Origin of the sequence: Nocardia exalbida NBRC 100660, from assembly GCF_000308575.1 — a bacterium.
GTDB classification, from domain to species: Bacteria; Actinomycetota; Actinomycetes; order Mycobacteriales; family Mycobacteriaceae; genus Nocardia; species Nocardia exalbida.
In genome coordinates, this window is the sequence record NZ_BAFZ01000081.1 from 29775 (window position 1) to 55631 (window position 25857).

The 25857-nt window shown below is 67.4% G+C and carries 25 protein-coding genes; 12 read left to right on the top strand and 13 right to left on the bottom strand.

Annotation, left to right across the window (positions count from 1 at the left end):
• Nucleotides 1–44: 44 nt before the first annotated feature.
• Together ON29_RS19400 and map are read right to left on the bottom strand one after the other, a co-directional pair.
• Nucleotides 45–1583 carry a cobyric acid synthase gene (locus ON29_RS19400; RefSeq protein ID WP_040868171.1) on the bottom strand — a complete coding sequence of 513 codons (1539 nt, stop codon included), beginning with the start codon at nt 1581–1583 and terminating at the stop codon, nt 45–47.
• Nucleotides 1584–1635: 52 nt separating this feature from the next.
• Nucleotides 1636–2499 carry a type I methionyl aminopeptidase gene (gene map, locus ON29_RS19405; RefSeq protein WP_040868172.1) on the bottom strand — a complete coding sequence of 288 codons (864 nt, stop codon included), beginning with the start codon at nt 2497–2499 and terminating at the stop codon, nt 1636–1638.
• A 348-nt stretch (nt 2500–2847) separates the two neighbouring features.
• On the opposite strand from map, the gene ON29_RS19410 reads away from it, so the two are divergent.
• Together ON29_RS19410 and ON29_RS19415 are read left to right on the top strand one after the other, a co-directional pair.
• Nucleotides 2848–3546 (top strand): hypothetical protein, encoded by a 699-nt coding sequence (locus ON29_RS19410; protein WP_157172831.1) that lies wholly within the window; start codon nt 2848–2850, stop codon nt 3544–3546.
• A gap of 169 nt (nt 3547–3715) precedes the next feature.
• On the top strand, nt 3716–4333 hold the full coding sequence (locus ON29_RS19415; RefSeq protein ID WP_085994913.1) for a DUF4126 domain-containing protein: 618 nt from the start codon (nt 3716–3718) through the stop codon (nt 4331–4333).
• Between the two features lie 218 nt (nt 4334–4551).
• Here ON29_RS19415 and ON29_RS19420 read toward each other — a convergent pair whose 3' ends face one another.
• The 3 genes from ON29_RS19420 to ON29_RS19430 all read right to left on the bottom strand — a co-directional run bounded on the left by ON29_RS19420 (nt 4552) and on the right by ON29_RS19430 (nt 6801).
• Nucleotides 4552–4995: a DUF4254 domain-containing protein gene (locus tag ON29_RS19420; protein WP_040868174.1), complete on the bottom strand. Its 444-nt coding sequence runs from the start codon at nt 4993–4995 to the stop codon at nt 4552–4554.
• A gap of 459 nt (nt 4996–5454) precedes the next feature.
• Nucleotides 5455–5835, bottom strand: a complete 381-nt coding sequence (locus ON29_RS19425; RefSeq protein WP_040868175.1) for a DUF1304 domain-containing protein — start codon at nt 5833–5835, stop codon at nt 5455–5457.
• A gap of 150 nt (nt 5836–5985) precedes the next feature.
• Nucleotides 5986–6801, bottom strand: coding sequence for an amidohydrolase family protein (locus ON29_RS19430; RefSeq protein WP_040868176.1), 816 nt, complete (start codon nt 6799–6801; stop codon nt 5986–5988).
• 180 nt (nt 6802–6981) lie between these two features.
• Between ON29_RS19430 and ON29_RS19435 the strand changes: the two genes are divergently transcribed.
• Entirely contained in the window at nt 6982–10401 is a 3420-nt protein-coding gene (locus ON29_RS19435; RefSeq protein ID WP_040868178.1) for a serine/threonine-protein kinase, read from the top strand.
• A gap of 107 nt (nt 10402–10508) precedes the next feature.
• Here ON29_RS19435 and ON29_RS19440 read toward each other — a convergent pair whose 3' ends face one another.
• The 3 genes from ON29_RS19440 to ON29_RS19450 all read right to left on the bottom strand — a co-directional run bounded on the left by ON29_RS19440 (nt 10509) and on the right by ON29_RS19450 (nt 13984).
• Entirely contained in the window at nt 10509–11798 is a 1290-nt protein-coding gene (locus ON29_RS19440) for a GGDEF domain-containing protein (RefSeq protein ID WP_245549027.1), read from the bottom strand.
• A gap of 117 nt (nt 11799–11915) precedes the next feature.
• Nucleotides 11916–13028 (bottom strand): terpene synthase family protein, encoded by a 1113-nt coding sequence (locus ON29_RS19445; protein ID WP_245549028.1) that lies wholly within the window; start codon nt 13026–13028, stop codon nt 11916–11918.
• Between the two features lie 284 nt (nt 13029–13312).
• Complete coding sequence (locus ON29_RS19450; protein ID WP_040868180.1) at nt 13313–13984, bottom strand: PAS and ANTAR domain-containing protein; 672 nt, start codon at nt 13982–13984, stop codon at nt 13313–13315.
• A 567-nt stretch (nt 13985–14551) separates the two neighbouring features.
• Between ON29_RS19450 and ON29_RS19455 the strand changes: the two genes are divergently transcribed.
• The 3 genes from ON29_RS19455 to ON29_RS19465 all read left to right on the top strand — a co-directional run bounded on the left by ON29_RS19455 (nt 14552) and on the right by ON29_RS19465 (nt 17490).
• A complete protein-coding gene (locus ON29_RS19455; protein ID WP_040868182.1) occupies nt 14552–15421 on the top strand; it encodes a helix-turn-helix domain-containing protein in 870 nt (289 codons plus the stop codon).
• 90 nt (nt 15422–15511) lie between these two features.
• The gene (locus ON29_RS19460) at nt 15512–16900 is read left to right on the top strand and encodes an APC family permease (RefSeq protein WP_040868184.1); all 1389 of its coding nucleotides are present in this window, start codon (nt 15512–15514) and stop codon (nt 16898–16900) included.
• Between the two features lie 92 nt (nt 16901–16992).
• Entirely contained in the window at nt 16993–17490 is a 498-nt protein-coding gene (locus ON29_RS19465) for a hypothetical protein (protein ID WP_040868185.1), read from the top strand.
• Here the strand turns inward: ON29_RS19465 and ON29_RS19470 are convergent, their stop codons facing one another.
• Both ON29_RS19470 and ON29_RS19475 read right to left on the bottom strand, forming a co-directional pair.
• Entirely contained in the window at nt 17491–17943 is a 453-nt protein-coding gene (locus ON29_RS19470) for a DUF4254 domain-containing protein (RefSeq protein WP_040868187.1), read from the bottom strand.
• Nucleotides 17944–18403: 460 nt separating this feature from the next.
• A complete protein-coding gene (locus tag ON29_RS19475) occupies nt 18404–19168 on the bottom strand; it encodes an SDR family oxidoreductase (protein WP_051175385.1) in 765 nt (254 codons plus the stop codon).
• A gap of 64 nt (nt 19169–19232) precedes the next feature.
• Between ON29_RS19475 and ON29_RS19480 the strand changes: the two genes are divergently transcribed.
• The 3 genes from ON29_RS19480 (at nt 19233) to ON29_RS19490 (ending at nt 21587) form a co-directional block, all read left to right on the top strand.
• The gene (locus ON29_RS19480; RefSeq protein WP_040868191.1) at nt 19233–19583 is read left to right on the top strand and encodes a winged helix-turn-helix transcriptional regulator; all 351 of its coding nucleotides are present in this window, start codon (nt 19233–19235) and stop codon (nt 19581–19583) included.
• Nucleotides 19584–19748: 165 nt separating this feature from the next.
• Nucleotides 19749–20804, top strand: coding sequence for a DNA polymerase III subunit beta family protein (locus tag ON29_RS19485; RefSeq protein WP_040868193.1), 1056 nt, complete (start codon nt 19749–19751; stop codon nt 20802–20804).
• Between the two features lie 282 nt (nt 20805–21086).
• Nucleotides 21087–21587: a hypothetical protein gene (locus ON29_RS19490; protein ID WP_040868195.1), complete on the top strand. Its 501-nt coding sequence runs from the start codon at nt 21087–21089 to the stop codon at nt 21585–21587.
• A 48-nt stretch (nt 21588–21635) separates the two neighbouring features.
• Here the strand turns inward: ON29_RS19490 and ON29_RS19495 are convergent, their stop codons facing one another.
• Nucleotides 21636–22991, bottom strand: a complete 1356-nt coding sequence (locus ON29_RS19495) for a TIGR03118 family protein (protein WP_373283892.1) — start codon at nt 22989–22991, stop codon at nt 21636–21638.
• A gap of 114 nt (nt 22992–23105) precedes the next feature.
• Here ON29_RS19495 and ON29_RS19500 point away from each other — a divergent pair, with 114 nt between their 5' ends.
• The gene (locus ON29_RS19500; protein ID WP_083863801.1) at nt 23106–23603 is read left to right on the top strand and encodes a peroxynitrite isomerase; all 498 of its coding nucleotides are present in this window, start codon (nt 23106–23108) and stop codon (nt 23601–23603) included.
• A gap of 6 nt (nt 23604–23609) precedes the next feature.
• On the opposite strand, the gene ON29_RS19505 is transcribed toward ON29_RS19500, so the two are convergent.
• Complete coding sequence (locus tag ON29_RS19505; RefSeq protein ID WP_040868197.1) at nt 23610–24038, bottom strand: DUF4254 domain-containing protein; 429 nt, start codon at nt 24036–24038, stop codon at nt 23610–23612.
• Complete coding sequence (locus ON29_RS19510) at nt 24035–24361, bottom strand: hypothetical protein (protein ID WP_245549029.1); 327 nt, start codon at nt 24359–24361, stop codon at nt 24035–24037. Before ON29_RS19510 ends, ON29_RS19505 begins: the two co-directional genes overlap by 4 nt.
• 418 nt (nt 24362–24779) lie before the next feature.
• Between ON29_RS19510 and ON29_RS19515 the strand changes: the two genes are divergently transcribed.
• On the top strand, nt 24780–25628 hold the full coding sequence (locus ON29_RS19515) for a helix-turn-helix domain-containing protein (protein WP_063825351.1): 849 nt from the start codon (nt 24780–24782) through the stop codon (nt 25626–25628).
• On the top strand, nt 25625–25837 hold the full coding sequence (locus ON29_RS34890) for a DUF397 domain-containing protein (protein WP_083863804.1): 213 nt from the start codon (nt 25625–25627) through the stop codon (nt 25835–25837). The genes ON29_RS19515 and ON29_RS34890 overlap by 4 nt, the downstream gene beginning before the upstream one ends.
• The last annotated feature ends 20 nt before the right edge of the window (nt 25838–25857 follow it).

A 25857-nucleotide genomic window follows, 5' to 3' on the forward strand; every position in this document is an offset into this window, starting at 1 on the left:
GAGCCGAATTCCTTACTGCAAGGTAAGGCGCTGGGTGGCCCGCGTCAACCGATACGGTCGCCCGCGAGCACCGCGTCGGTGGCCAGGATGGGCAACCCGGCGGGCGCGCCCTCGGAGAGCAACCGCTCCAGCGCGGCGATGTCGAGGTGCTCCTCGATCAGATCGGCCAGTAGATCGAGCTGTGCGGCACGCATCGCCGACACCGAGACATTCTCGGCCACAACGAAACCCGTGCGGCTCGCCGCCGTAGCGACCGCGCGGAGCCAGGCGCGGCGCAACTCGTCGGACTCGAGCAGCCCGTGCAGATGGGTGCCCCACACCGCGCCGCGAACGCTGCCCTCCGGCTCGCCCTCGACCGTGAGCCATGCCGGGTCGCCACGGTGCGTGACGCGCCCGTGGTGGATCTCGTAGCCGCGCACGGCGATTCCCGCGGCGTGCCCTTCGCTACGGCGCAACACCTTGGATTCGGCGAACTCGACGGTCAGATCGAGCAACCCCAGCCCGTCGACCTCGCCGGCGCCGGATTCGACACGGTCCAGGATGCGAGTGCCGAGCATCTGGTACCCGCCGCAGACGCCCAGGATCGGCTCGCCGGCGGCGGCGCGTGCCCGCAGGGCGTCGGCGAGGCCGGTACGCCGCAGCCACCGCAGATCCGACACCGTCGCCTTGCTGCCGGGCAGGACCACCAGATCGGCGCCCGCAAGCCGGGACGGCTCGGTCACCCAGCGCACCGCCACGCCGGGTTCGCAGGCCAGCGCCTCGACGTCGGTGGAGTTGGAGATGCGCGGCAGCCGGATCGCGGCGACGGTCAGCCAGTCGGCGCCCAGCGGAGGCCGAGGGCGCCCGACCGGTGCGTCGGCGAGGGTGCCCAGCGAGTCCTCCGCATCGATCCAGAGGTCCTCGGCGTACGGCAGCACTCCGAGGGTGGGGCGACCGGTGAGTTCGGTGAGACGCTCCAGCCCCGGCCGCAGCAGCTCGACCGCGCCGCGGAACTTGTTGACGATGAAACCCGAGATCAGGCGCTGATCCTCGGGTTCGAGGATGGCGACGGTGCCGAACAGGTGGGCGAGCACGCCACCGCGATCGATGTCTCCGACGAGCAGCACGGGCAGTTCCGCGGCGCGCGCGAGCCCCATGTTCGCCAGATCCGTCGCGCGCAGGTTGATCTCGGCGGGCGAACCGGCGCCCTCGCAGACGACCACGTCGAATTCGGCGCGCAGCGCGGCGAGGTCGGCGGCCACCACGTCGCGCAGCTCCCGGCGATGCCGGAAGTAGTCTTCCGCGCCGACGGTGCCGATCGCCCTTCCCCGCACGACCAGCTGGGAACGACGGTCACTGCCCGGCTTGAGCAGGACCGGATTGAACCGCACGCTGGGCTCCAGCCCGCACGCCGTAGCCTGCAACGCCTGCGCCCGCCCGATCTCCCCGCCGTCGAGCGTGACCACGGAGTTGTTGGACATGTTCTGCGCTTTGAACGGGGCGACGCGCACGCCGCGCCGTGCCAGCATCCGGCAGATCCCGGCCACGACGACGCTCTTGCCCGCATCCGAGGTCGTGCCCGCGACGAGCAGCGCGCCCTTCATCGCCGTCCGGTCATCCGGTGAGCGGCCACCCGGGCGGCCGGATCGCGGCCGGTCACGGGAGGGTCAGGATCTCGGTCCCCGACTCGGTGACCACCAAGGTGTGCTCGAACTGCGCGGTCCACTTGCGGTCCTTGGTGACCACGGTCCAGCCGTCGTCCCAGATCTCGTAGTCGATGCCGCCGAGGTTGATCATCGGCTCGATGGTGAACGTCATGCCCGGTTCGATAACGGTCTCCACCGCGGGCTGGTCGTAGTGCAGCACGACCAGCCCGCTGTGGAACGTCGGGCCGACACCGTGGCCGGTGAAGTCGCGCACCACGCCGTAGCCGAACCGGTTGGCGTAGGACTCGATGACGCGGCCGATCACGTTCAGCGCCCGGCCCGGCCGCACGGCTTTGATCGCCCGCATGGTGGCCTCCTCGGTCCGCTCGACCAGCAGGCGCACCTCCTCGTCGACATCTCCGGCGAGGAAGGTCTTGTTGGTGTCGCCGTGCACGCCGTCGATGTAGGCGGTGACGTCGATGTTGACGATGTCGCCGTCCTCGATCACGGTGGAGTCCGGGATGCCGTGGCAGATCACCTCGTTCAGCGAAGTGCAGCACGACTTGGGGAAACCCTTGTACCCCAGGGTCGACGGGTAGGCGCCGTGGTCGCACATGTACTCGTGCGCGATGCGGTCCAGCTCGTCGGTGGTGACACCGGGCGCGACCGCCTTGCCCGCCTCTTCCAGCGCCTGCGCGGCGATCTTGCCCGCGATGCGCATCTTCTCGATCGTCTCCGCGGTCTGCACCCAGGGCTCGCGTCCCTCGTCGGCGGTCTTCTTCCACGCGTATTCCGGGCGCTCGATGGCACGCGGGACTTCACGGGTGGGCGACAACGTACCGGGGACGAGGGGCTTGCGAGTACGGACAGACATAGCGAACAGCGTAATCAACCGACCCCGCCGATGCCGAGGGCCAGCGGGAACAGGGCGGGACACCGTCCGGTTCCCTCCGGCGCGCATCGCCTCGGCCTCGAATCGCTCTGTGCGGGGCGGTGGCCGCCGCCCACGACCTCCGCGTCCGTGACACCGATCGATTATTCTCGAACGCACTCTTCGATAATCGCCCCCGCGATCGGTGACCACATTCACACCGATAAAAGCTGAACAATGGTCCGGTATACGTAATAATTACCGGCGCTGGAATTCGCGCCTCCGCTCGCACACGCATCAGCGCATGCGATAATCGGTCGACCTGTAGTTACTCTTCGGGCGGGAGTAGAGATGGCCACCGAACCAGCCTCTCGATCACATTCGGACGAAACGGCTTCGACGCCTGATATGGGTCCGGGCCAGCCGCAGGGAAACTCCGCGACAGGTTCGGCGGCAGAACCGGATGAGCACGCGCACCAGGACGATGCGACCACCCGCAGCGCACGCTACGCACTCATAGCAGCTCTGTGCGCCGCGCTCATTTCCAGCTTCGTGTCCGCCTCGGCGGCCGTGTACGTCACGGTCAACAAGGCGGACCGCGAAGAGAGGCTGGCATTGGTACAGGTGGCACAGAAAAATCGCAAGGAAGCCTACTATGATTTCCTCCGGAGCGCGTTCGCTCTCACGGCACACGTGGGCCGGATGGCCGGATTTCTTCGCGCGGACAACTTCGAGGGATTTCGCTCCGCGATGGGAGATTTCAGCCAGCGGATGACCGACTCCATAGCGGCCGTTTCTGTCGCGATCATGGCGTCCAGCGACGACATGATCCAGCTACTGAACAGATTTCCGGACACGGTCAGAGAAATGATTTACCAGCACTATGTTCCCTTCACCGACAAGTACATGACATCGGCCGTACCTCCCTCCGCTACCGGTGAACGCGACCGCGACCGCGAAGCCCTCGCTACCGCGTTCGTCGAGTTCACGAACAGGCTCGGCGCATGGTTGGACGATTTCATGACCCAGGGCCGCGCGGACATGAACTAGCCGCCGGCCGACAGCTCGGCGACGACTCGTGGATGCGCCGCTCGGGCTCTCCCCTCCCCCGGCCGTGCAGGCCGCGCCGAACGCGGGTCCTCGGACCACAGCCCTCGCTCGGCCCCGCATCCGTGCCGACTCATCACACCTCCGGCACCGAACGCCCGCTCGCCATACCATGGGCGAGGTGTCCGTACTACCTCTGATCTTCACCGCAGGCTGGGCCAGTGGCGTGAACGCCTACGCGGTGGTCCTGTTGCTCGGGCTCTTCGGCCGGTTCGGATTCACCGATTCCGTGCCGGAAGCGTTGCAGCGCACCGACGTCCTGATCGCGGCGGCGGTGTTGTTCCTGATCGAGGCCGTGGCGGACAAGATCCCCTATCTCGACTCGTTCTGGGACGCGGTGCACACCGTGGTGCGGCCGACCGCGGGAGCCGTGGTCGCCGCGCTGCTGGCCGGACAGGACGGATCGCTGCCGGAGCTCGCGGCGGGCGCGGTCGGCGGCACCGCCGCGCTGATGAGCCACCTGGTGAAAGCCGGAACGCGGATGGCCGTCAACACCTCCCCCGAGCCCGCCAGCAATATCGTGGTCAGCACCGCCGAGGACGTGACCGTCGCCGGGGTTGTCTCCCTCGCCGTTTTCCACCCGGTAGCCGCGGCGGTGATCGCGGCGATTCTGCTCGTCCTCGGTCTGGCGCTGGTGTATTTCTGCGCGAGCCGAATCCGTCGTTATCTCCGGCGGCGGCGCGCCCGCCGGGCAGCGCGCGTGGGCGACCGCGTACAAGTCGCGGAATAATTGCCAGCAGCGGAATAGGTGGCAGGGCGTGCCGCGCCAGTCGACCACGCGGCACGCCGGGCGGGGCGCCCCATTGCGCCCGCCGTCACTGTGCCGGCGACAAAATCGCCCGGCCGAAGCCACTGGTCGGATGACTCGGAACCGGGACGTCGCCATTCGGACGAGTGACGCTGCGGGGCAGTGTCACTACCGCGGACGAGACCACCGTCGCGACGAAATCATTGTTCGGGCAAACGGCGGCGGCCACCGGCCACGTCGGTTACCAGATCAGTGTACCCGTCCACCAGTTCGGCCAGTTGATACCAATGTTTATGGGTATTGTCGCTGCGCGCGCCCTCGGTGTGAATGACCCGATTCGCGTTCACCCAGCTACGCGCCATCCGGTCCACTACGGCGCCGAGGCTTTCGGTGTGCAGCGAGGCCCCGTTGCGATGCTGCGGGATCTCCTGCGCGACCCAGTCGTTGATCTCGTCGACGAGTTCGCGGCGCCGACAGTCGATTTCGGCGAGGAGCGCGGCGTCCACCACCTGCACGCGGTGCTGATGCAGCTCGGCGAGTGCGTGCGCGGACCGCAGTAGTTCCCTGTCCTGGAAACGCCGTCCCTGGAAAGCACACAGCAATTGTGGTGCGGTCGGTAAGACGCCCACCGTCGGCGCGCTCATCGGCGCCCCCCGAGTTCACCCGACACCAACGCTCTTTGTACCAACATAATTGGCTCTCGATTCCGTTATCCCGGCCATCGGATCGGTTGTCACAACTAGGCTAGCTGGATCATGCACGTACAGATGCAAGAACGCAAGATTGCGTCCGCATTCTGCGGTCAAGGGCTCCTGACGGCGCGCGAACGCCCAGAGCAGACCGGCCGCAACCCTTTTCGGCTCCCCGGTCGAGTCCACTCCACACCCGTCGGCGATGGTGCGCATCGCCGCTCGTTCCCGACTCGTGGTCACCTTCGCGGGCCGCTCACCCGCCCGCGAGTACGAAATTCGGCCACCACCGCGAACCTTCGGTCGGCACCGGTGAGCCGATGGTGCCCGCAGGCCCCGGCGAGGCGATGAGAACCCTTCGCGCGATCACCCGATACCGATGCGGCGCACCGATCCCCGGTGCGTGAGCCGCGTTCAGAGCTGGGTCGCCGCAGCCAGCAACGTCAACACCGGTAGCGTTCCCTGCACCACCGCGCCTCTGGCGAACCGGCGGTCGTGCGCCACCAGCACCACCGCGGCGGCCAGCATCGACCCGCAGCCGCTGAGCACCAGCGCCCATCCCGCTTCCGGCACCGACCGCAGGATCGCCACGCCCACCAGTGTCGTCACCGCGAGAAACAGGTTGTAGAAGCCCTGATTGAACGCCCATGGCCGCACCGAGGGCAGTTCGGCCTCGGAAATCCGGAAGACCCCCTGGTAGACCTTCGGGTCGCCGAACCGTACCGACTCCATGACGAAGATGCCGACATGGAGCACGGCGGCTGCGGCGGCGAACACCTGTACCACCCAGAGCATTCGACCTCCTCACGATGCGCGCCGACCGGCGACGCCGACGATGGATCCCGCGGAGATCCGCGCGACAGCCCGGTCGACTCCGGCGTGCCGAGGAATCTTATGGCCGAAGCATCGCGCAGCACCTACCCGACACGCCGCCATACGATTCGGTCAACCGGCCAGTCCGAAAACACGCCGCGCATTGCCGTCGAGGTACAGCGAGCGCGTCTCGTCGTCCAGGCCGAGGGCGGCGAGGCCGTCGAGCGCGTGCTGCGGAAAGATCATCGGATAGTTCGTACCGAACAGCACCTTGCGGCGACCGCTACGGGACTTCAGATAGGAGACCAGTTCGGGCGGAAGGCGTTTCGTGGTGTACGCCGAGGTGTCGATGACGACGTTCTCGTGCTTGCGCGCGACGGCGATCATCTCCTCGGTCCACGGGTAGCCGATGTGCCCGCAGACGATGGTCAGTTCTGGGAAGTCGAGCGCCACCTGATCGATGTACGGGATAGGGCGCCCGGTCTCCGACGGCCGCAGCGGACCGGTGTGCCCCACCTGGGTGCAGAACGGGACACCCAATTCCACACAGGCCGCGAACAACGGGTAGAAGCGCCGATCGGTCGGCGGTAGTTCCCACAGCCACGGAAGCACCCGCAGGCCCTTGAACCCCTGCTCGACCCGGCGGCGCAGTTCCCGGACCGCCTCCATCGGCCTGCGCAGGTCCACCGACGCGATCGCGAGCAGGCGCTCCGGCGCCTCGGCCACCCAGGCCGCGACCTCGTCGTTGGAGATGAGGATGCCTTCCGGCGCGTGCCACGCCGAGATGAGAGCTCGGTCGACGCCCGCGGCGTCCATCGCGTCGAGGGTGACCTCGAGCGGGATCTCGTCGGTCGGTATCACGGCTCCGGTCCACCGCCGTAACGAGGCGAACATGTCGTGGGCGAGGAATCGCCGGGTCGGATGTTGCGCCCAGACGTCGATGGTCATGCGCGGATTCTGACACACGTCATAGCTGCCCGACAGTCCTGCGCCGACGTCCGCTATGGGAGGTTTTCCGGGCTCTCCACCTTATGTTCTATATCGAACGTAATAACCGGGGGCGGGATTCGCTGGGCATAAACTGGGTATCTACCGCAGGACTACAGCCATCCGACGCAGGGCAGGACCATGGCCGGTTCGGACCCGTTCGCCACACAGCACGATCGGCCTCCAGGTATCGAGCGGGAACTGGAGGGCGTGGGCCTCGACGACCCCGAAGTGATCGGCAAGGGCGGGTTCGGTGTCGTCTACCGCTGCCGGCAGCGGGCGTTGAATCGCAGCGTCGCGGTCAAGGTCCTCACCGCACGGCCGGAGCTGGAACCGGAGAACGTCGAACGATTCCTACGCGAGCAACAGGCGATGGGCGCGCTGTCCGGTCACCCGAATATCGTGCCGATCCTGCAAGTGGGCACCACCCGCAGCGGGCGGCCCTACCTCGTGATGCCGTATCACTCGCGCGGTTCGCTGGAGGACCGTATCCGCCGGGAAGGTTTTCTGCCCGTGCCCGAGGCGATCGGGATCACCGTGAAATTGGCCGGCGCTCTGGAGACCGCGCACCGTGCCGGAATCCTGCACCGCGACATCAAGCCGGGGAATGTCCTGCTGACCGATTACGGCGAGCCGCAACTCACCGATTTCGGGATCGCCCGGGTGGAAGGCGGATTCGAGACCACCACGGGAGTGGTGGCCGGCTCCCCCGCGTTCACCGCGCCCGAGGTGCTGCGTTCCGGCGTTCCCTCGGTCGCCTCGGACATCTACGGACTCGGCGCGACGCTGTTCGCCATGATCACCGGTCACGCGGCGTACGAGCGCCGCTCCGGCGAGCAGATCGTCGCCCAGTTCCTGCGCATCAGCGCCGAACCGCTGCCGAATCTGCGGCTCGACGGCATCCCCGACGAGGTGGCCACCGCCATCGAGGTCAGCATGGCGCACAACCCCGCCGACCGTCCGGCCTCGGCCGCCGCGTTCGGCGAGATCCTGCGCGATATCCAGCGCGGCAACGACATGCCGGTCGAGCACATGACCCTGCCCGCAGGCGATCAGCCCGCGCCCGAAGACCTCAGCACGCGGCCGTTGACCGCCACCGCGCGATTCTCCACTCCGCACCCCAAGACACCGCCGACACCCGAGACCAAGTTCCGCCCTGCGATGCCCACCCGGCCGCTGGTCCAGCGCGAGCGCCTGATCGACGCGTTGCAGACCGAGCCGCGGCCGCGCCTGGCCGTCATCCATGCCCCGGCCGGGTTCGGGAAGAGCACGCTGGCCGCCCAGTGGGCCAGGCGTCTCGCCGAGACCGAGAAAGTGGTGGTGGCCTGGTTGAACATCGACCGTGACGACAACAACGTCGTCTGGTTGCTGACGCATCTGATCGAGGCGTTCAACCGCGTGAGCCCGGCGCTGGCGCCCGACCTGGCACCGGTCCTGGAGGAGGGCGACGCGGCTGCCGCGCGCTACGTGCTCACCACGCTGGTCGACGCCATCGACAAACGCGACGAGCGGTTCGCCTTGGTGATCGACGACTGGGATCGGATCACCGATCCGGCCGCCGTCGACGCCCTGCTCTACCTGATCGAGGAGGGCCCGCAGCACCTGCAGATCATCCTGACCAGCCGATCGCTCCAGGGCCTGCCGCTCGGCACCATGCGCGTGCGCCACCAGCTGGTCGAAATCGACGCAGCCGCATTGCGTTTCGACGCCGAGGAGGCGCGGACGTTCCTCGCCGAGCAGACCGGGCTCACCCTGGCGGACACCGAGAGCGCCGAGCTGCGCGACTACACCGAGGGCTGGGCGGCGGCATTGCAACTGGCGTCGCTGTCGCTGCGCGAGCACCCCGACCCGGCTTCGCTGATCGCCCACCTGTCCGGGCGTGACCACGCTATCGCCGAATACCTGGCCGAGAACGTGCTGGACACCGTCGAACCGGAGCTACTCGACGTACTGCTCAAAACATCACTGCCGCAACGGGTCTCGGGCAGCCTGGCCACGGTCCTGACCGGGCGGCCGCACGGGCAGGACCTGCTGGAGAACCTCGAACGCCGCAATCTGTTCTTGCGCCGCGTCGACGAGAGCGGCGACTGGTTCCGCTACCACCATCTGTTCGCGGAGTTCCTGCGCAGGCGACTCGAACGAGACCATCCCGAGCAGGTTCCGGGACTCCACCGCGCGGCGGCCGCCTGGTTCGGCGATCACGGGATGCTCAGCGAGGCCATCGACCACGCGCTGGCCGGCGACGCCGGGGAGATGGCCGTCGACATCCTCGAGGCGAAATCCCGCGAGCTGGTGGAAGACGCGCAACTCGCGACGTTTCTCGGACTGGTCGCCAAGCTTCCGCCCGCGGCCGCCGCCGCGCGTCCTCGGCTGCAGATCGCGATCGCCTGGGCGCACGCGGTGCTGCGCAGGCCCACCGAATCGCACGCCGCGTTACGGCTGGTGCGGGCCGGGCTGGAGAAGGCTCCGGCCCCCGACCCCGATCTGGCACTCGAAGCCGACCTCATCGAGTGTGTGGAGCGCGCGTTCGCCGACCATCCGGAAGGTGTGGACGCCGTGGTGAGCAAATGCCTGAGCCGGGCCGACACGCTGGGGCCGTGGGTGCTGGGCGAAGCCGCGAACCTGGCCGCGTACACGGCGTTCAGCCGGTTCGACTTCGATCGGGCCCGGGAATGGCACGACTGGGCAACACCGTTCTACCGGCAAACCCGCAGCACGTTCATCTTGATGTACAGCCACAGCCTGGTCGGCGTCGCGGCACGCGAACAGCTCGACATGGGGGAGGCGGAACGCAGCTTCCAGACCGCGCTCGACATCGCCAAGTCATCGGGTCCGCGCTCCTACGCCGCTCGCCTGGCAGGCGCCATGCTCGGCGAGCTGCTCTACGAACGCGACCAGCTCGCCGCCGCCGAGCGCCTGCTGGACGAAGCGGGCCGGCTCGGCACCGAGGGCGGGCCGGTCGACTTCCTGATGGCCAACTACGCCACCGGCGCGCGGATCAAAGCCTTACGCGGTGACCTGGCGGCCGCCGCGCGCCGACTGGACGAAGGCGCCGAGGTGGCGCGCGCGCTGAAGCTGCCGCGGCTGGCCACCCGCATCGCCAACGAACAGGTCCGGCTCGGCCTGACGGCCACCTACGTCACCGAGCCACCGGCCGGGGAAAGCGGTATCGCGACGATGACCGCGGAAATGCGCGAGGATTCCGCGATCCGGATGCTGCTGCGTTCCGGAGCCGCCAAGAGGGTCGCCGCCGCGTCCGCGCGTGCCCGGCAGTTGCGAGATTCCATCGACGCCGATCGGCGCCCCCGGGCCGCCGCTCAGGCGTCACTACTGCTCGCCTCCTGCCTCGCGGCGGCGGGAAAGACCGAATCGGCGAAGGACGAATTGGTCCCGGTAGTGATCCGGTACGCCGACGCCGGGCTCATCCGTCCGTTACTCGACGAGGGGCCCTGGATCATGTCGCTGTTGCGCAGCTTGGACTACGACCTGCGCGAAGGGCACTGGGACGACGAGCGGCCGATGGTCCCGCCGAGGTTCCTGCACAGGCTGCTGGCGCGCTGAACGCCCGCGCGAACAATCGTCACTCCGGCTACGGGGCGTCGGTCACGCCACATCACAGACCGGAATCGCCCAGCGCGAGGATCACGCCAACGGATCGTTCGCGCGGCTCACAACACCGGTTGCGGACCGCGTGAGGTATCGGTGTCCAGGATGTGCAACACCCACCGCCCCTTACCGTCGGCCTTCGCCCGGTAGAGGCCGGTGTCGGCGGCGTCGAGCAGCGATTCGGCGTCCGCGCCCGCGACCGCGGTGACGACGGCACCGATGCTGATCGACATGCGTAGTCGCCGGTCGCCCGCCGTGATGGGATCGACAAGCGCTTCGAGCAGGCTGTTCGCCACGGTGGCCACTCGGTGGTCGCTGGCCGGCGGCGGGATCAGCGCGACGAACTCGTCGCCGCCGATGCGGGCGACCAGGCACCCCGATTCGCGCACACTGTCCTGCAGGCGCCCGGCGACCGCGGTCAAGATCTGGTCACCCGTGCCGTGGCCGTAGCGATCGTTGATGTGCTTGAAGCGGTCGATGTCGACGAAACACAATCCCGCGCGATCCCCGTTGCGGGCGTCGGCGATCATCGCGTCGATCCGTTCGATGAGATGACGCCGGTTCGGCAGCCCGGTCAGCGGGTCGTGCCGGGCCTGCCGGTGCAACTCCTCGCGCATCCGGTGCTGCTCGGTGACGTCCTCACCGACCGCGAGCAGGTAATCGCTCTGCCCGTCGACGCCCTTGACGAAGGTGATGGCGAACGACGCCCACCCGTAGCTGTCGTCGGCGCGGCGGATCCGCTGTTCCAGTCGCACCGTGCCTTGCCCGGCCGGGACCAGCTTCTCGTACACCAGCGTGCGGATGCCCTCGCGGTCGCTGGGGTGCGCGAAGTCGTAGACGGACACCCCGCGCAGGGCTTCCGCCGGTACCCCGATCATCTCCGCCAAGCCGCGGTTGACGTCCAGCAAGGTGCCGTCGGTGTCGCCGATGGCGATCGCGATCGCGGCGTTGTCGAAGACCACGCGGAACCGCGCGTCGTCGGAACGGCGGGCCTCGCGCACCGCCTCCTCGTGCGCGCGCGCCTGAGCTTCGTATCCCTGCCCGACCGCCGCGAGCAGCGCCGCGAGCCGCCGTCCGGTCTCCGGAGCCGCCCGGTGTTCGGCCAGCTCGTACAGGACCTGGGCGGACGTACTGGGCACGGCCGGGCCGAGCAGCCCCGCGGAGACCAGCGCCGAGCCCACGCGGTGACCGACGCCCGCGTCGAAGGGTTCGGCCTCCAGGCCGGCAGCCAACTCCTCGACCATCCCGAGCAGCACGACCTCTGGGTCCGGTACAGACGCGGACCCACCGGCGACGGCCTGCAGGGCGCGCCACCACAAGTTCGCCATCCTGGCGAGTTCGATCTGTTCCACCGCAACCCCCTCACCATTCAGGCCGGAGATAGCCCCCGACGCATCGTATCCACAGATGTTCGAGACCGTCGAGTACTGCCGCCTGGAAGCATTCCCAGCAATGGCGAGATAGCGGGATTATTGCAACCCGTTCTCCCTGAAGATCGACGCGCCTTTGTACCGCAGGGTTGTGACCTGCCAGACCCAGGTCGCCTGGACGCACGCGACCAGATCGGCGAGATGCGTCGAGACCGTGGCCGCCAAGGCGGCATCCTGCGCGGCCAGGCGGTCGCACCGTTCGGCGGCTACCGCGCCCAGCTCACGGAACTCGGCGAGCCGGGCGCGCACGATCTCGGTGGCGCCCTGCACGGCGTCCTCCAGTGACCATCCGGGATGGTTCAGCAGAACCGCCGGGATCAAATTGAAATCCGCCAGATCGACGATGCACTCCTTCTCGAACGAGAACACGTCATTCATCAGCGCGCCGATCTCGACGGTCAGTATCCGCAACCGGTGCAGATCCTCGGCCAGCCCGGCGTGCCGGATGCGCTCCCACGACAGGTAGTCGTCCCGGCCGAACTCGCACAGCGCGATCGCCGGATACATGCCGGATACTTGCGCCCGCAGATCGATGTACTCCGCGACGCCGAGCAACCCGCCGCGAGCCCGGGCGTTCTGGTCCTGGATCGCGGGCCGCAGGTGCTCGATGGTGGATTCGACGAACCGGTCGAGCCAGGCCGGGTCCGCGAGGGCGGACAGCATCGCGAGGAACGCCGACGTCGAGGTCTCCAGAGCGGTGGCGTCCTCGGGGAGCGACCGGGTGCGCAGGAGCACGCACAGCCGGTCGATCGCCACCCGCGCCTCGCGCTGTTCGTCGTCGCGGAGGTGCCCGAACTTCTCCCGGCCGACGGTGTCGTTGAGCCAGAACAGGATCGCGTTGTAGAGACCGATGATCGTCATCCGCTCGGCGCTGACGGCGCCGGGGTGCAGGTAGGGCGTCATGCTGTTGTAGTGCGGTCCCGCGCGCTCGAGCCAGATGCCGTGCTCGCGGCAGAAACGTTCCACCTCCGCGCACGCTTGCTCGCCGAACCGGTTGGGCCGGAAGTCGCGGCAGTAATCGACGATGTCCCAGTCGGGTGTGCCGAACATCGCGCGCAACGACCACTGCCGCCCTGCCTGCAGCAACACCTGGTGTTGCCCGCGCATGTCGAGGATTTCCCGCTCGAGTGCCGATGTGTACTCACTGACCACAACGGACTCCCTCCCACTATGGTTACTTTCTATGAATTGTCTCCGACTTATCGGGAGTGGGATCGGTCGAAGGGCGAAGATCACGCAACACCCTCGCCCCGTATAGCGTTGGGACGCCGGGCATTCGACGGCGACGCCGCGGCAAACGATGGGTGCGGCCCACGGCGGGAGGTGGCGGTGGCGCATGGAGGCAAGCGGCCGGTTCCGGACGCGCGGCAGCGACCGGAGCCCTCCGGCGCGCGACCTACGCTCGATTTATCGGCTGACGGTCACGAACGCGGCACTCACTTCGACGCGAGCACGTCGTGCATGGTCAGCAACAGATGGTCGAAGCAGGCTCGTTGCGAGGCCGGGCCGCCGCCCAGCGCGGGGACCTCGCCGACCAGTTGGCCCGCCAGCGTCCGCAGCTTGATGTTGGTTTCCTGGGAACGCCACTGCAAAACCCGGAACGCCTGTTCGGCGTTGATGCCGTACACCACCATGAGCACGCCCTTGGCCTGCTCGATCACCGCCCGCGATTCGACCAGTTCGGGCAGGGTGTCGTCGAGGATCTCCTGCCGGTTCTCCTCGAGGGTGCCGGACACGTCGATGAAGTAGCCCGCGGTGCCGACCACCAGCCCCCGGTCGTCGAGCAGGCGATCGGCGACGACGATGACGTGGTGGGTTCGCCCGGCGGTGTCGATGACGCGGTGGCGGCCACAGAACGGCTCACCGGTTCGCACCGCGGTGGCGATGGACTGGGCGACCAGCGCGCGATCGTCGGGGTGCTTGTGCGCCAGCAGCAACTCCGTACTGGGTTGCGCCTCCCCCTCGGCGTAGCCGTATATCGCGGCCGCTTCGTCCGACCATTCCCATCGCTGATCCTCGAACCAGAAGCGGAAGCCGCCCACGCTCTGCGGCGTGCCCGCGATGACGCTCGCTATCGCGGAGGCGCTTCTCAGCGCGAGGTCATCCATCCTCGTCACGCGGCCATTATCCATCGGCGTCCGCGGCCCACGGTCCGGAACACGAGATGAAATCAAATTGTGGCAAACTCTCCGCATACTCCATAAAGATCTGTCTACCTGCATAGAACAACCCTTTTGATTAGCTCTGAAACCTCTAGCAATTAAGCTGCAATACCGGGTTCGTGACGCTCGAGAGCCGGAATCCACGCGCAAGCGCCGCCCTGCGGCACGGCAGCGCACCAGCCGACTCCACCCTCCGGCGGACGAAGCGGACGCATGGGATGGCATCCGGCGGTCGCTTTCCGGCCGCACGGCCTTCTCGCCGCCCGCATGCCGACGCGGAGCGGGTCCGCGAGTATCCGCACGCCGGCTCAACCGAGTAGCCGGTTCGGTTCACCCCTCGATCTCGGCCGCCGAACGCAGCGCCCGCGAAAACACTGACCATAACGTGGATCACTGGAGGTAGTCTCTGTTGCTGTGCCCACCCTCGGCACAGATCCGCTGCACATAGGCCGCATTCGAGGGCGAACGTCATAACACGTTCCAGCAAGTGCGTAGACCGAAGGGGTTGTACTGATGGCAGGCAAGCGCACCGTACTGACCGTCCGGTTGCGGCGGCTGGCCGCGATGCTGCACGAGATGCGCGAGAATGCCCAGCTCAGCAAGGAAGAGGTCAGCGCGAAGACCGGCATCAACGTCACCACGCTGTACCGGATCGAGACCGCCCAGGCCCGTCCGCAGCGACGCACCCTCATGGCGATGCTCGACCTCTACCGCATCGCGGACGAGCAGCGCGAGGATGCACTGGAGCTGCTGTCCGACGCGCTGAAGCCCGGCATGTCGCGCGCCTACGAGGGCAGCGTGTCGGAGGTCTACGCCGCCTACATCAACTTCGAGTCCGAGGCGTTGTCGGCCCGGCACTACCAAACCTCCATCATCCCAGGGCTTTTGCAGACCTATGAGTACGCGACGGCGGTGATCGACACCTCGATGCCGAAGCTGGAGGCGGCGGTCATGGAGAGCAGGGCGAAGGCCAGGATGGACCGCGCCGTCAACCTGACCAAGGAGAATCCGCTCGAGTTGTGGGTGGTCATGGACGAGGCCGCGATCCGTCGTACCGTCGGCGGACCCGCCGTGATGCGCGGCCAGCTCGACCGGCTCATGCAAGAGATCAAGCGCAAGAACGTGATTCTGCAGATCCTGCCGTTCGACGCGGGCGCGCACCCCGGCATGGCGGGCTCCTTCACCCTGCTGGATTTCCCCGATCCCGCCGATCCCGAACTGGTCTACGTGGAGGGCATCGCGGGCGACGAGCTGATCGAGGGCCACACCGAAATCCGCCGTTTCGGCGTCATTTTCGATCAGCTGCGGGCCATGGCGCTGAGCCCGCGCGACTCCGCGGCCATGATCGTGGAGGCCGCGCGCCGGATGGACCGGATGGAGTAGGGCGTCCGCTCCCCGCGAAACACGGCCCGGCTGAACGACTATTCCGCGGCCGAATGGGTACCCTCGCCCTTACTGCCGAGGGGAGGACGCATGTCCGAAGTCACCGCGAATCCGACATCGGAATCGGGGCCGGAACTCAACCGGGTGATGGGGCCGGGGCTGCTCTTGCTGTTCGTGGTCGGCGACATCCTCGGCACCGGCATCTACGCGCTCACCGGCAAGGTGGCCAACGAGGTCGGCGGGGCCGTGTGGGTGCCGTTCCTCGTGGCGTTCCTGGTCGCGCTGATCACCGGTTTGAGCTATCTCGAGCTGGTCACCAAATATCCGCACGCCGCGGGCGCGGCCCTGTACACGCACAAGGCGTTCGGCATCCACTTCCTCACCTTCATGGTCGCGTTCGCGGTGATGAGTTCGGGGATCACCTCCGCTTCCACCGCCTCGCGGGCCTTCGCGGCCAACTTCGCCGAAGCCTTCGACCTGGAACTCGGCAGCGGGGCCGCGGTGACGGTGATCGCGCTGCTGTTCATGGCCGTCGTGGCGGCGATCAACCTGCGCGGCGTGAGCGAGGGCGTGAAGCTCAACGTGGTGCTCACCTGTGTGGAGCTGACCGGTCTGCTGATCGTCATCGCGATCGGCTGCTGGGCCTTGGGCGTCGGTGACGGCGACTTCTCGCGCATCGTCGAGTTCGATACCGGGGAGCGCAACGCGGTGGGCGGCGTCATCGTGGCCACCACGCTCGCGTTCTACGCGATGGTCGGTTTCGAGGACTCGGTGAACATGGCCGAGGAGTGCAAGGAGCCCACCCGCATCTTCCCGAAGGTCCTGCTCGCCGGACTGCTCATCACCGGGCTGATCTATGTTCTGGTGTCGATCAGCGCGGTCGCGCTCGTCCCCGCCGACCAGCTCGGCGAAGGTGACACGCCCCTGCTGAAGGTGGTCGAGGTCGGCGCGCCGAGCTTCCCGACCCACGTCTTCGCCTATATCACCATGTTCGCCGTCGCCAATTCGGCGCTGATCAACATGCTGATGGCCAGCCGCCTGATCTACGGCATGGCCCGGCAAGGGGTCTTGCCCCGGCCGTTCGGCCGAGTACACGAGCGGCGCCGGACACCCTACAACGCCATCATCTTCACCACGCTGCTCGCGCTCGGGCTGATCCTGCTCGTCGGTGAAGTGCCCGAACTCGGCGGTACCACGGCGCTGCTGCTGCTCGCGGTGTTCACCGTGGTCAACGTCGCCGTGCTGGTGCTGCGCCGAGACCCGGTGCCGCACAAACACTTCAAGACGCCGACGCCGCTGCCCGTGCTGGGTGCGCTCAGCTGTGGCTTTCTGGTCACACCGTTCACCGACCGCAACCCGGCGCAATACGCCATCGCCGGTGTGCTGCTGGCCATCGGAATCGCGCTGTGGGGCCTGAACTACCTGGCCATCCGCGCCATGCGGGCGCAACCCTTGGACAGCGGGCCCCCCGCGGAGTGACCGATCGGCTTGTGCCGCTGCGGATCACCTCCCTCGGTGTGCCGGAATTCCGTAGATGACTAGTCGCCGCCCGATAGGTAAGGTGGGCGCCGATGACCAGCATGGAAGCCCGTTTCGGGGATGCCACCCGGACCGTGCCCCTCCCCAACCCGTGGAATCTCACCGCTTATCTGGCTGCGGTGGCGGCCCATCGCGGACGTTCTATCAGCCTGCACCCCGTGCCCAAGGCGATGTTGGCCGACACGGGCTGCGGCGGAGGCGGCCTGTGGGTGGCACGCAAGCACGACGACATCATCGTCTACGACGCCGCGGCGACCGGACGCAACGCCGATCACGTCATCCTGCACGAGATCGGTCACATGCTGCTGGGTCACCACAAAGATCAGGAACGTGGCGATCCGTTGCCGCCCTCCTTGGCCGTCATCCTGCCCTCGATCTCACCGCATTCGATCGAACACGTACTCGGCCGTGCCGATTTCGGCGTCGATCGCGAGCGGGAAGCCGAGGTCTTCGCCGACATGACCATGGTGTATTCGACCCTGCCGCGTCGGCGCAAACGGTCGTTCCGGCTGTTCGGGCGCAACCGATAGCTACCAGCGGTCGTAGCGCCCCTCGGGTAGTCGCCTCGCCCCGGCGCGCAGATCCTCGACGAGATCCTGATATCCGTCGGCCAATTCGTCGATTCGGACCCACGCGTCGTAGAAGACCGATTCCGGCGCGTGCGCGAGCGCGACGAACGCCTGGGCGGCCAGCATGGCCAGCCGGTCCACCATGCGGCCCACGGTCTCGGCGTGCTCGGGAGCGGCGGGCGGCGGGATCGGTGTCGCCAGGGTGACCCAGCGGTCGATGCCGCGCACGAGTTGTGCCCGGCGCCGGTCGAGTTTGTCGCATCGGTTCGCTGGCGTGCGTTCGCGCGTCTGGTGCAGCTGAGCCAGTTCGCCGGCGGCGTCCAGCATCGGATGATCCATGTGCGGCAACCCACGGAAGGCGGCCAGCAGCAGTTCTTTGCCGGGAATCACCCGAGCCTCGGATGCCAGGTCCATTTCCGGAACTTCCCTTCCGACCAGGATGGACGCGTCTCGGCCACGTCCTCGATGCCTTGCCTCGCCGGTGTCCCGGCACTGCCCGAACATCCACATGTGCCTAGCGTGACCGAGAGTCGCGTCTGCCGCCTCGGATTCGGCGAGTTCCGCTCACGCGACACGCCCATCACCCCGATTTTCCGGTCCCGGCCCAGCCCCTCTGCCGTGGCAAACATCCAGTGACCTTGCGTTTTTCGTGGATAGAGCCATCTTTTCTGCGACTATCGCCATCCGGCCCGACACGCCAGCCACTCGCGAGCGAGCGGGGCAAACGCCGATTGATGCTGTCGCAAACAGGGCGAACGCGGCGGCCCCGGCTTCCGGCAGGCCGCGGCCCAGTGGTCGGCGAGCGCGCAGGCGAAGGCATCGTCCGAGCCTTACCCGCGACCCGCCAACGAATTCTTCGTCTTCGCACGAAGGCTCAAGAGGTGGCCTCGCAGGTGTCGAGGTAGTCCTGGCCGCCGATGTATGTGGTGTGGCCCGGATCTGCGGAAGCGGTGGTGGCCAGGGCGACGGCGGTGGCGAACTCCGCGACGGTGGGCAACGTGCCCTGGCCGCGGCGCGCGGCGACCGCGTCGGGGTTTCGGCGCTCCAGCAGCTGGACGATGATCGTGCCGTCGATCATGTCGCCGGAGACGACGTGCAAGGCGATGCCCTCGGCGGAGAGTTCCGGGATCATGGCGCGTAGCGCGTCCTCGCCCGCGCGCTTGCTGGCGGCGATGGGTTCGTAGTCGGCGGGCACCGGTTTGCGGCCGTGGAAGTGGGCCTGATGGCTGGTCACGAACACGATCCGCGAACCGGAAGGCATATGCGGCACGGCGAGTCGAACGAGCCGTTCCTGCGCGTCACGGTTGAGGGCCATCGCGTAACCGGGCGAGGCGTTGCGCTCCAGCCCGCCGGAGGCGTTGAGGATCAGCACATCCAACCGGCCGAACTCCTCGACGACCCCGGCCACTAGGGCGCCTGCCGAATCCGCGTCGGCGATGTCGGCGCCCGCCGTGGACGCACTGCCGCCCGCTTGCCGGATCGCCTCCGCCAGCGTGTCGGCCCGCTTGGCCTTCTCCCGGTAGTTGATCACCACGTGGTCACCCCGTGCCGCGAGCACCCGAGCGGTCTCCGCGCCGATACCGCGGGAGGCGCCCGTGATCAGAACGATTCGCCGTCCGGTCGTGTCGTCCACTGTCACCCTCTCGGTCCGCCCGGCGGCCCGGGCCGGTGCTTCTATTTCAGAATCACTATGCTGGTTCTAAATGAGAAGCGCAAACGAACCCAAGCCGCCGCGCGGCCGCGACGACCCGGCGAACGCGCCGCTGCTGGCCACCATGGACATGCTCGGCCAGCGCTGGATCATGCGCATCCTGTGGGAACTGGAACCCGATCGCCTCGGCTTCCTCGAACTGCGCAGACGCATGGGCAATTGCTCCTCCAGCATGCTGTCGGTGCGGTTGCAGCACTTGCAGTCCGCAGGTCTGATCGCGAAGAATCCCGACAAGTCGTATGAATTGACCACCGCGGGCATCGAACTCGGCACGGCGTTGGGGCCGGTCTGGGACTGGTCGCGCCGCTGGCGGATGACTCCCACCGACGCCGGTACCGACTGATCGGCTCCGCCCTGTGCCTGCGCAACGTCCCCGCTGGTCGAATCAGCGGAGCTTGCCGCGCTCCGCATCCGAGCCCGAGACTTTTCGGCGAAGTGTGTGAGCTGGTGAGTCGCGCCGGGAGGGCGGGGTTGACCTTCGAGTTGGTTGAGACTCCATGATGGCCGGGTGACGAGTTCGGAGCCCGCAGGGTTGATCACGATCGGTGTGCTCGCGCGGGCCAGTGGGCTCACGGCGAGCGCGCTGCGGTTCTACGACGACTGTGGACTGCTCGTTCCGGCCCGGGTCGACCCGCTGACCGGATACCGCTATTACGCCGAGGCGCAGCGGGAACGCGCGACGCTCATCCGGCAGCTGCGGGCGATCGAGTTGCCGCTGGAGGCGATCGCGGAGATTCTCGCCGGTGACGCCGAGCGCGCGCACCACCTGCTCGATCGTCACGTGGCGGAACTGACGCGCAGAGCGCGTGAAGCCGCGCACGTCGCCGCGGCAGTCAAACAGTCGCTCGGCACTCACGTGGCGGTCGACGCGGCGGCGCTGGCGCAGGCGCTCGAGCAGGTCCGCACCGCCGCTGCCCGGACCCGGGAGATTCCCGTGCTGGCGGGCATTCTGCTGGAAGCGGGCGCGAACGCCGTCACCCTCACGGCGACCGACCGCTACCGCCTATCCACCCGCACGGTGGTGGCGAAGCGGCAGCACGGCGGCGAATGGTCCGTGGTGCTCGATCCGAACGGACTCGAGTCGATCACCGAGCGGCTGCGCGACATGGACGAGGTCGTCGCCGCACCGGCCGACGACGAACTGATTCTGACCGGAGCCGCCGTCACACACCGGTTCGGTGTCATCGACGAATCCTTTCCGGATCACCGCGCCGTGCTGTCGGGACTGGGAGCGGTCCGCACCAGGGCGATGGTCGCACGGGACGGGATGCTTGGCTTGCTCGAAAGATTGGATACGCCAGTAGAATTCGTGATCAACCCGACCGGAATCTTGGCGTCCCCACCCGGCGAAGCTCATCGCCTGCCCGCGACGGTCACCGGCTGCGCCGTCACCCTGTCGTTCGACCCAGCGACACTGCTGCCCGCCGTCCAGAACGCGCTCGGTCCCGATCTCATGCTCGACATCATCGCGGCCGATCAGCCGGTGATCCTGCGCTCCGCGACCGACGGAGACCTGACCACCCTGGCTATGCCGGTCCGTCCCTTCGACCACAACACCCGGTGATAGACGCGCGGACGACCATCGAGCACGCATCCCCCAGTCGGCCCACGCCCAACCGCGCCACCTCTTGTCAACCGGCGCCGCAATCCGTCTTCCCACCTCGCGGTGCCCGGCACAGTTACCGCTGATCGTCAGCCCCGGCCCCTCGGTCGAGCGACCGCAAGCGCCCAATTCGCAGCCGCACGTCATCGACTTCGATTGCCGTCCACCCCGCACTCGAGTCGGCCGTCCGGATGCGCCCACGAGCACCACCTCATCCATGCACACTGCCCGAAGGAGACCCGCATGAACTCGGCAACCGACCCCACCATGGACGCCATCACCAGCGCTGTCGCGCTCGGCCGCGAGGGCCGTCCGGACGACGCGCGCAACGCTCTGCTCACCGCGTGGGCCTCGCTCGGCCCGCAAGGCGACCCGCTGCACCGATGCACGCTCGCCCACTATCTCGCCGACCTGTACGACGACGCCGCCGAAGCGCTCACCTGGGATATCCGCGCGCTGGACGCCGCCGACAGCCTTACCGACGATCGCGCGCGGAACTACGACGGATCGCTACAGGTGGCCGCGTTCTACCCCTCGCTGCACCTCAACCTCGCCGACGACTACCGCAGGCTCGGCTCGTTCGACGCCGCGCAGCGCGAAATCGACGCCGCCCGCGCGTATCTGCACACGCTCGCCGACGACGGCTACGGGGCGACGATCCGAACGGCGGTCGACGAAGTCGAGTCGGCGATCCGCGAACGGCGCACCGAACGCCGGGACTCGGCGCCGACCGGGGGCCGATAACGCGCGAGCAGCCCGCACCGATCCGGTGCGGGCTGCTCGGGAACGGGCCTACTTCAAGCGCAGCTTGCCGAACAGACCGTCCTTCTCGTCGTCGGGCCCGGCTGTGAAGTACAGCGAGTCCGCGTCACCGAGGCTCTCGCCGTTGCCGAACATCAACGCCCACAGTCCCTCGATCGCGACCGGCTTGCCGTCGGCATCGCGCAGGTAATCGGCGAACTTGCCGGTGGTGTCGTCGTAGGCCAGCACGTGCCCGGCGCCGCCGAAGTTGCCGACCAGCAGTTTGCCGCTGAGCGGCCCGAACCCGTCCGGCGCGATCGTCACCGCCCATGGCGCGTTGAGGCGCTTGCCGTCGTCGATGATGCGCACCAGCTTGCCGTTGGCGTCGAACTCGGCGAGCTTGCCCTTGTCCGGCTTGCCGCCCGCGTCCTGCTCTTCGTCCTTGTCCAGCGAATCCTCCTCGCCGGCGTCGAACCCGGTCGCGTCCTTCTCGTCCGGCTGCGTGGTGGCGTAGGCGACGAACACGCGGTTACCGATGGTCGAGACGTTGAACGGCGCCGGGTCACCGGGCTTGGCCTTCTTGCCCTTCTCCGGCGCGGCCGGGTCGATCGCGTCGCCGGTGGCGAACGGGTTGGCGAAGCCGGCGGTCGGGATCAGCTGCCAGTTGCGGTCGAACGTCCGGACCTGCGGGTCGGCGCCGAAGTCGGCGGCCAGCAGCTTGTCACCGGACGGGGCGAGCGCGAGGCCGAAGAACTGCATCCCCTGCGGCTGGCCGTCGAAGACCAGGTTGGCGGGCCCGTCGTGGCGCACGATCCGGCCCTCGAGTCCCAGCTCGGTCCAAGCGGAGATCTTGCCGGAGTCGGTGGCGAAGATGAACCGCGCCGAACCGTTCAGCGGCCCGCCTTCCGCCTCCACCGGCTGATCGTGCACGACGAACAGATCGGAGGTGATCGGCGCCGGATTGAACACCACGCCGGTGGTCTTGCCCGCGCTCTTGTCCGAAGTGTCGGCATCGGCGCCGGGAATGGTGACGATCTTCAAATCGTCCTGGAAGAGCTTCTGCACCTTCCCGTCCGAGGACCTGGTCACATCGCCGACGAACTGGAACGATTTACCGCCCGCACCGACCCAGAAGTGCCCACCGGCGCCCTTGGGCCGGTCGGCCAGCCCCCAGGCGTTCACCAGGTCGGGAAAAGTGAACTGCGCCTTGTACTCCGCGTTGTTGGCCGCGAGATTGGTCTGGACGTATTTGTTGCCGTCGAGCGCGGGCACGTCGTCCGACTTCGAGTCCGAGCAGCCCGCCGCCACGATCAACGCGACACCGAGCGCCGACGCGCGCAGCAGACCACTCCGGGTCCGCGACCGAGGCAGACCGCCACGGTGCGACTCATTCCAACGTCCGTTCAACTTCTTGTTCCTTTCCGACCACACCACATTGGTGATAAGGCGAAGCTAACCTTAGCGTGGAGCAAATTCGGGAGTACCCGAACGGTTCAACGAGGACGGGTTAGGCTGTTCGCCGTGGTCGAACCCCAGCCTCCTATTGCTCTCCATCCCGATATCGCTCCACTCGCTCCGCTGCTCGGCACCTGGCGCGGCAACGGGCAGGGGGAATACCCGACCATTCAGCCGTTCGGTTATGTCGAGGAAATCCGGTTCGGCCATCTCGGCCGCCCCTTCCTCACCTACCGGCAGAAGACCCGCGCCGCAGACGACGGCCGGCCGCTGCACGCCGAGACCGGCTATCTGCGTTGCCCACGCCCGGACCGCGTCGAATTGATCCTCGCCCATCCCACCGGTATCACCGAAATCTGTGAGGGCTCGCTCGCCGTCGAGGACGGCACGCTGCGCATGGAATTGGACTCCACCGCCATCGGTCGCAGCAGCACCGCGAAACTCGTCACGGCCCTCGGGCGATCGCTGCGCCTGTCCGGCGACACCATCGACTACACATTGCGGATGGCGGCGGTCGGCGAACCACTGCAACATCACCTCGCCGCCACCCTGCTGCGCGACTGAACCGCACTAGAAAGCGCTCGGCAACCGGCGCCGCCCACTGCTCAGCTCGCTGACCAGATCCTCGTAGGCGACCGCCGCTTCGGCCAGCCGCTCCCACGCGAACCACAGATCCCACTCCTGATCGTCGGCCATGGCCGCGTACGCGCATGCGCTGAGCCGCGCCAGGCGGTCGACCACCGACCCGAACGATTCGGTGTGCAGATAGGCTCCGCCGCGCGCCGTGGGCAGACGAACCCCGATCCAACGATCGATGTCCCTGATCAATCGGTCCCGCTGCCCATCGGCGCCACAGCGACATCCCCGATCCATGCGGATGCGGCGGAAATGCAGGTCGGCCAGGGTGCGCGCCCGCAGTAGCACCGGATGTCCCGCCAGCGGCGCATCCTCCCGGCAGGCGTGCAGCAGTTGACTTCGCGTCGGCAGTCCGTCGCTCATACCGCGCCTCTCCTGCCCGCGCGGGCCAGCACGCAGTTCACGATCACCATCCCGGAGGGACGGAACGTATCCCTCGGCGGCACCACCCATCGACGAAATCCTCCGTTCGCGTCGCCGGGTGAGGGCAACGCGATTTCGCTGCCGAAAGGCACGATCGAAACGTCGATCCGGAACAACGCGGCGAACAGCCGCACGTCGTCGGGTACATCCGGCCGGCACAAGAAAGTCCATCGGCGAGAACGAATATGCGCGACCACCGGGCCGACCGCCTGGCCACGGAACAGCATGTCGTCGCGCACACACTGCCCCAGCCCGTCAGGCATCGTGATCCCGCCCACCACACCCGCCTTCACGACGATGCGGCCGATCTCCGGATGTATCCCGGCGGGCAGCCCACAAGTGCGGCGGTAAAACGCACAGCGAGACGCGGGAGTGTCCGCGAATGCCGCATGATTCATGCACCAGCCTCGATTCACATAGTTCGGTAGGCGAGAAATCCCGGACGCTGGACCTGGAACCGTTGGCGCGGTTAAGGTTTCAGCACTTCTTCGATTGGGTCCGGGCGCGTTCAGTGAAGCACCGGATATTGCTGGGCGGGAATGTTCTCAGTGGTGGAATCGGGCGGAATCCGCCCAGGTTCCAAGGCCCCCCGCCATTCGGTTCCAGTTAGGTACCCGGCCGATAGTTCGGCTACGAAAGGGATTCGTCGTGACTTCAACAGGTTCCACCCTGCCCCGTCGGATGTTGGGGCGGCAGCTGCGGGCGATGCGGATCAGCGCGGGCATCGGCGCGGAGTACGCCCGCGACGCGATCGACGTCAGCAAACAAACACTGTGGCGGATGGAGACCGGGCAGCCGGTCCGGCTCCATCCCCTGTTCGTGGAGGGGCTGTGCAAGCTATACGGGGCGTCCGAAGAACGCACCGCCATCCTGCTCAACCTGGTCGAGGAGACCAAGCGCAGCGGATGGTGGCATGCGTTCAATGACACCATCCTCGAGGACTTCAACCTCTTCGTGGAGTTGGAGGCGACAGCCAAACGCATCGGCTCCTATCAATCAACCCTCCTCCCCGGACTGCTGCAAACCGACGAGTATCGGCGTGCCTTGATCTGGGTCCGCTTCGCGGCGATGTCCGGGGCGGAGGTCGAGCGAAAGATGGAGGCTTTCAGGCAACGGAAATCGCGCTTGGACAATGACTCTGACCCGGTACGTTTCGAAGCCGTCATCGATGAATCCGCACTGCGCCGGGCGATCGGTGGTCCCGCGGTCATGGAGGGCCAGCTCGAACACCTCGTGCGAGTCGGTGAACAACCGAATGTTTCGGTGCGTGTGGTGCCCCTTGCCGCAGAGGCGTACGCCGGGCTGAACGTCGGCTCGTTCGTGATTCTCGACTTCCCGCAGCACCCGATAGCCCATCTCACCGAGCCACCGGTTGTCTACGTGCAGGGATTCACCGGTGACCTGTATCTTGAGAAGCCTGAGGAGGTCCGGGCTCACCGCCAGGCGTTCGCCGACCTCTTCCGAACGGCCCTCGACCAGGAGAGAAGCCGAGCCCTCATCCGCAAGATCGCCGAGGAGTATGCCGAATGAGCGCCAGCCTATCCGACGCCACCTGGTTCAAGAGCAGCTACAGCAGCGCGGACAGAGACTGCGTGGAGGTCGCGTTCCTGCACGAAGGCTTGGTCGGGGTACGAGACTCGAAGAACCCCGCCGGTCCAGCACTCGTATTCACAACGGGCGAGTGGCATTCCTTCACGACTCGCGTGACAAGCGCAGGACGACATCGGTCGGAGTCCTGAGGAAGCTTCTATTCGCGACC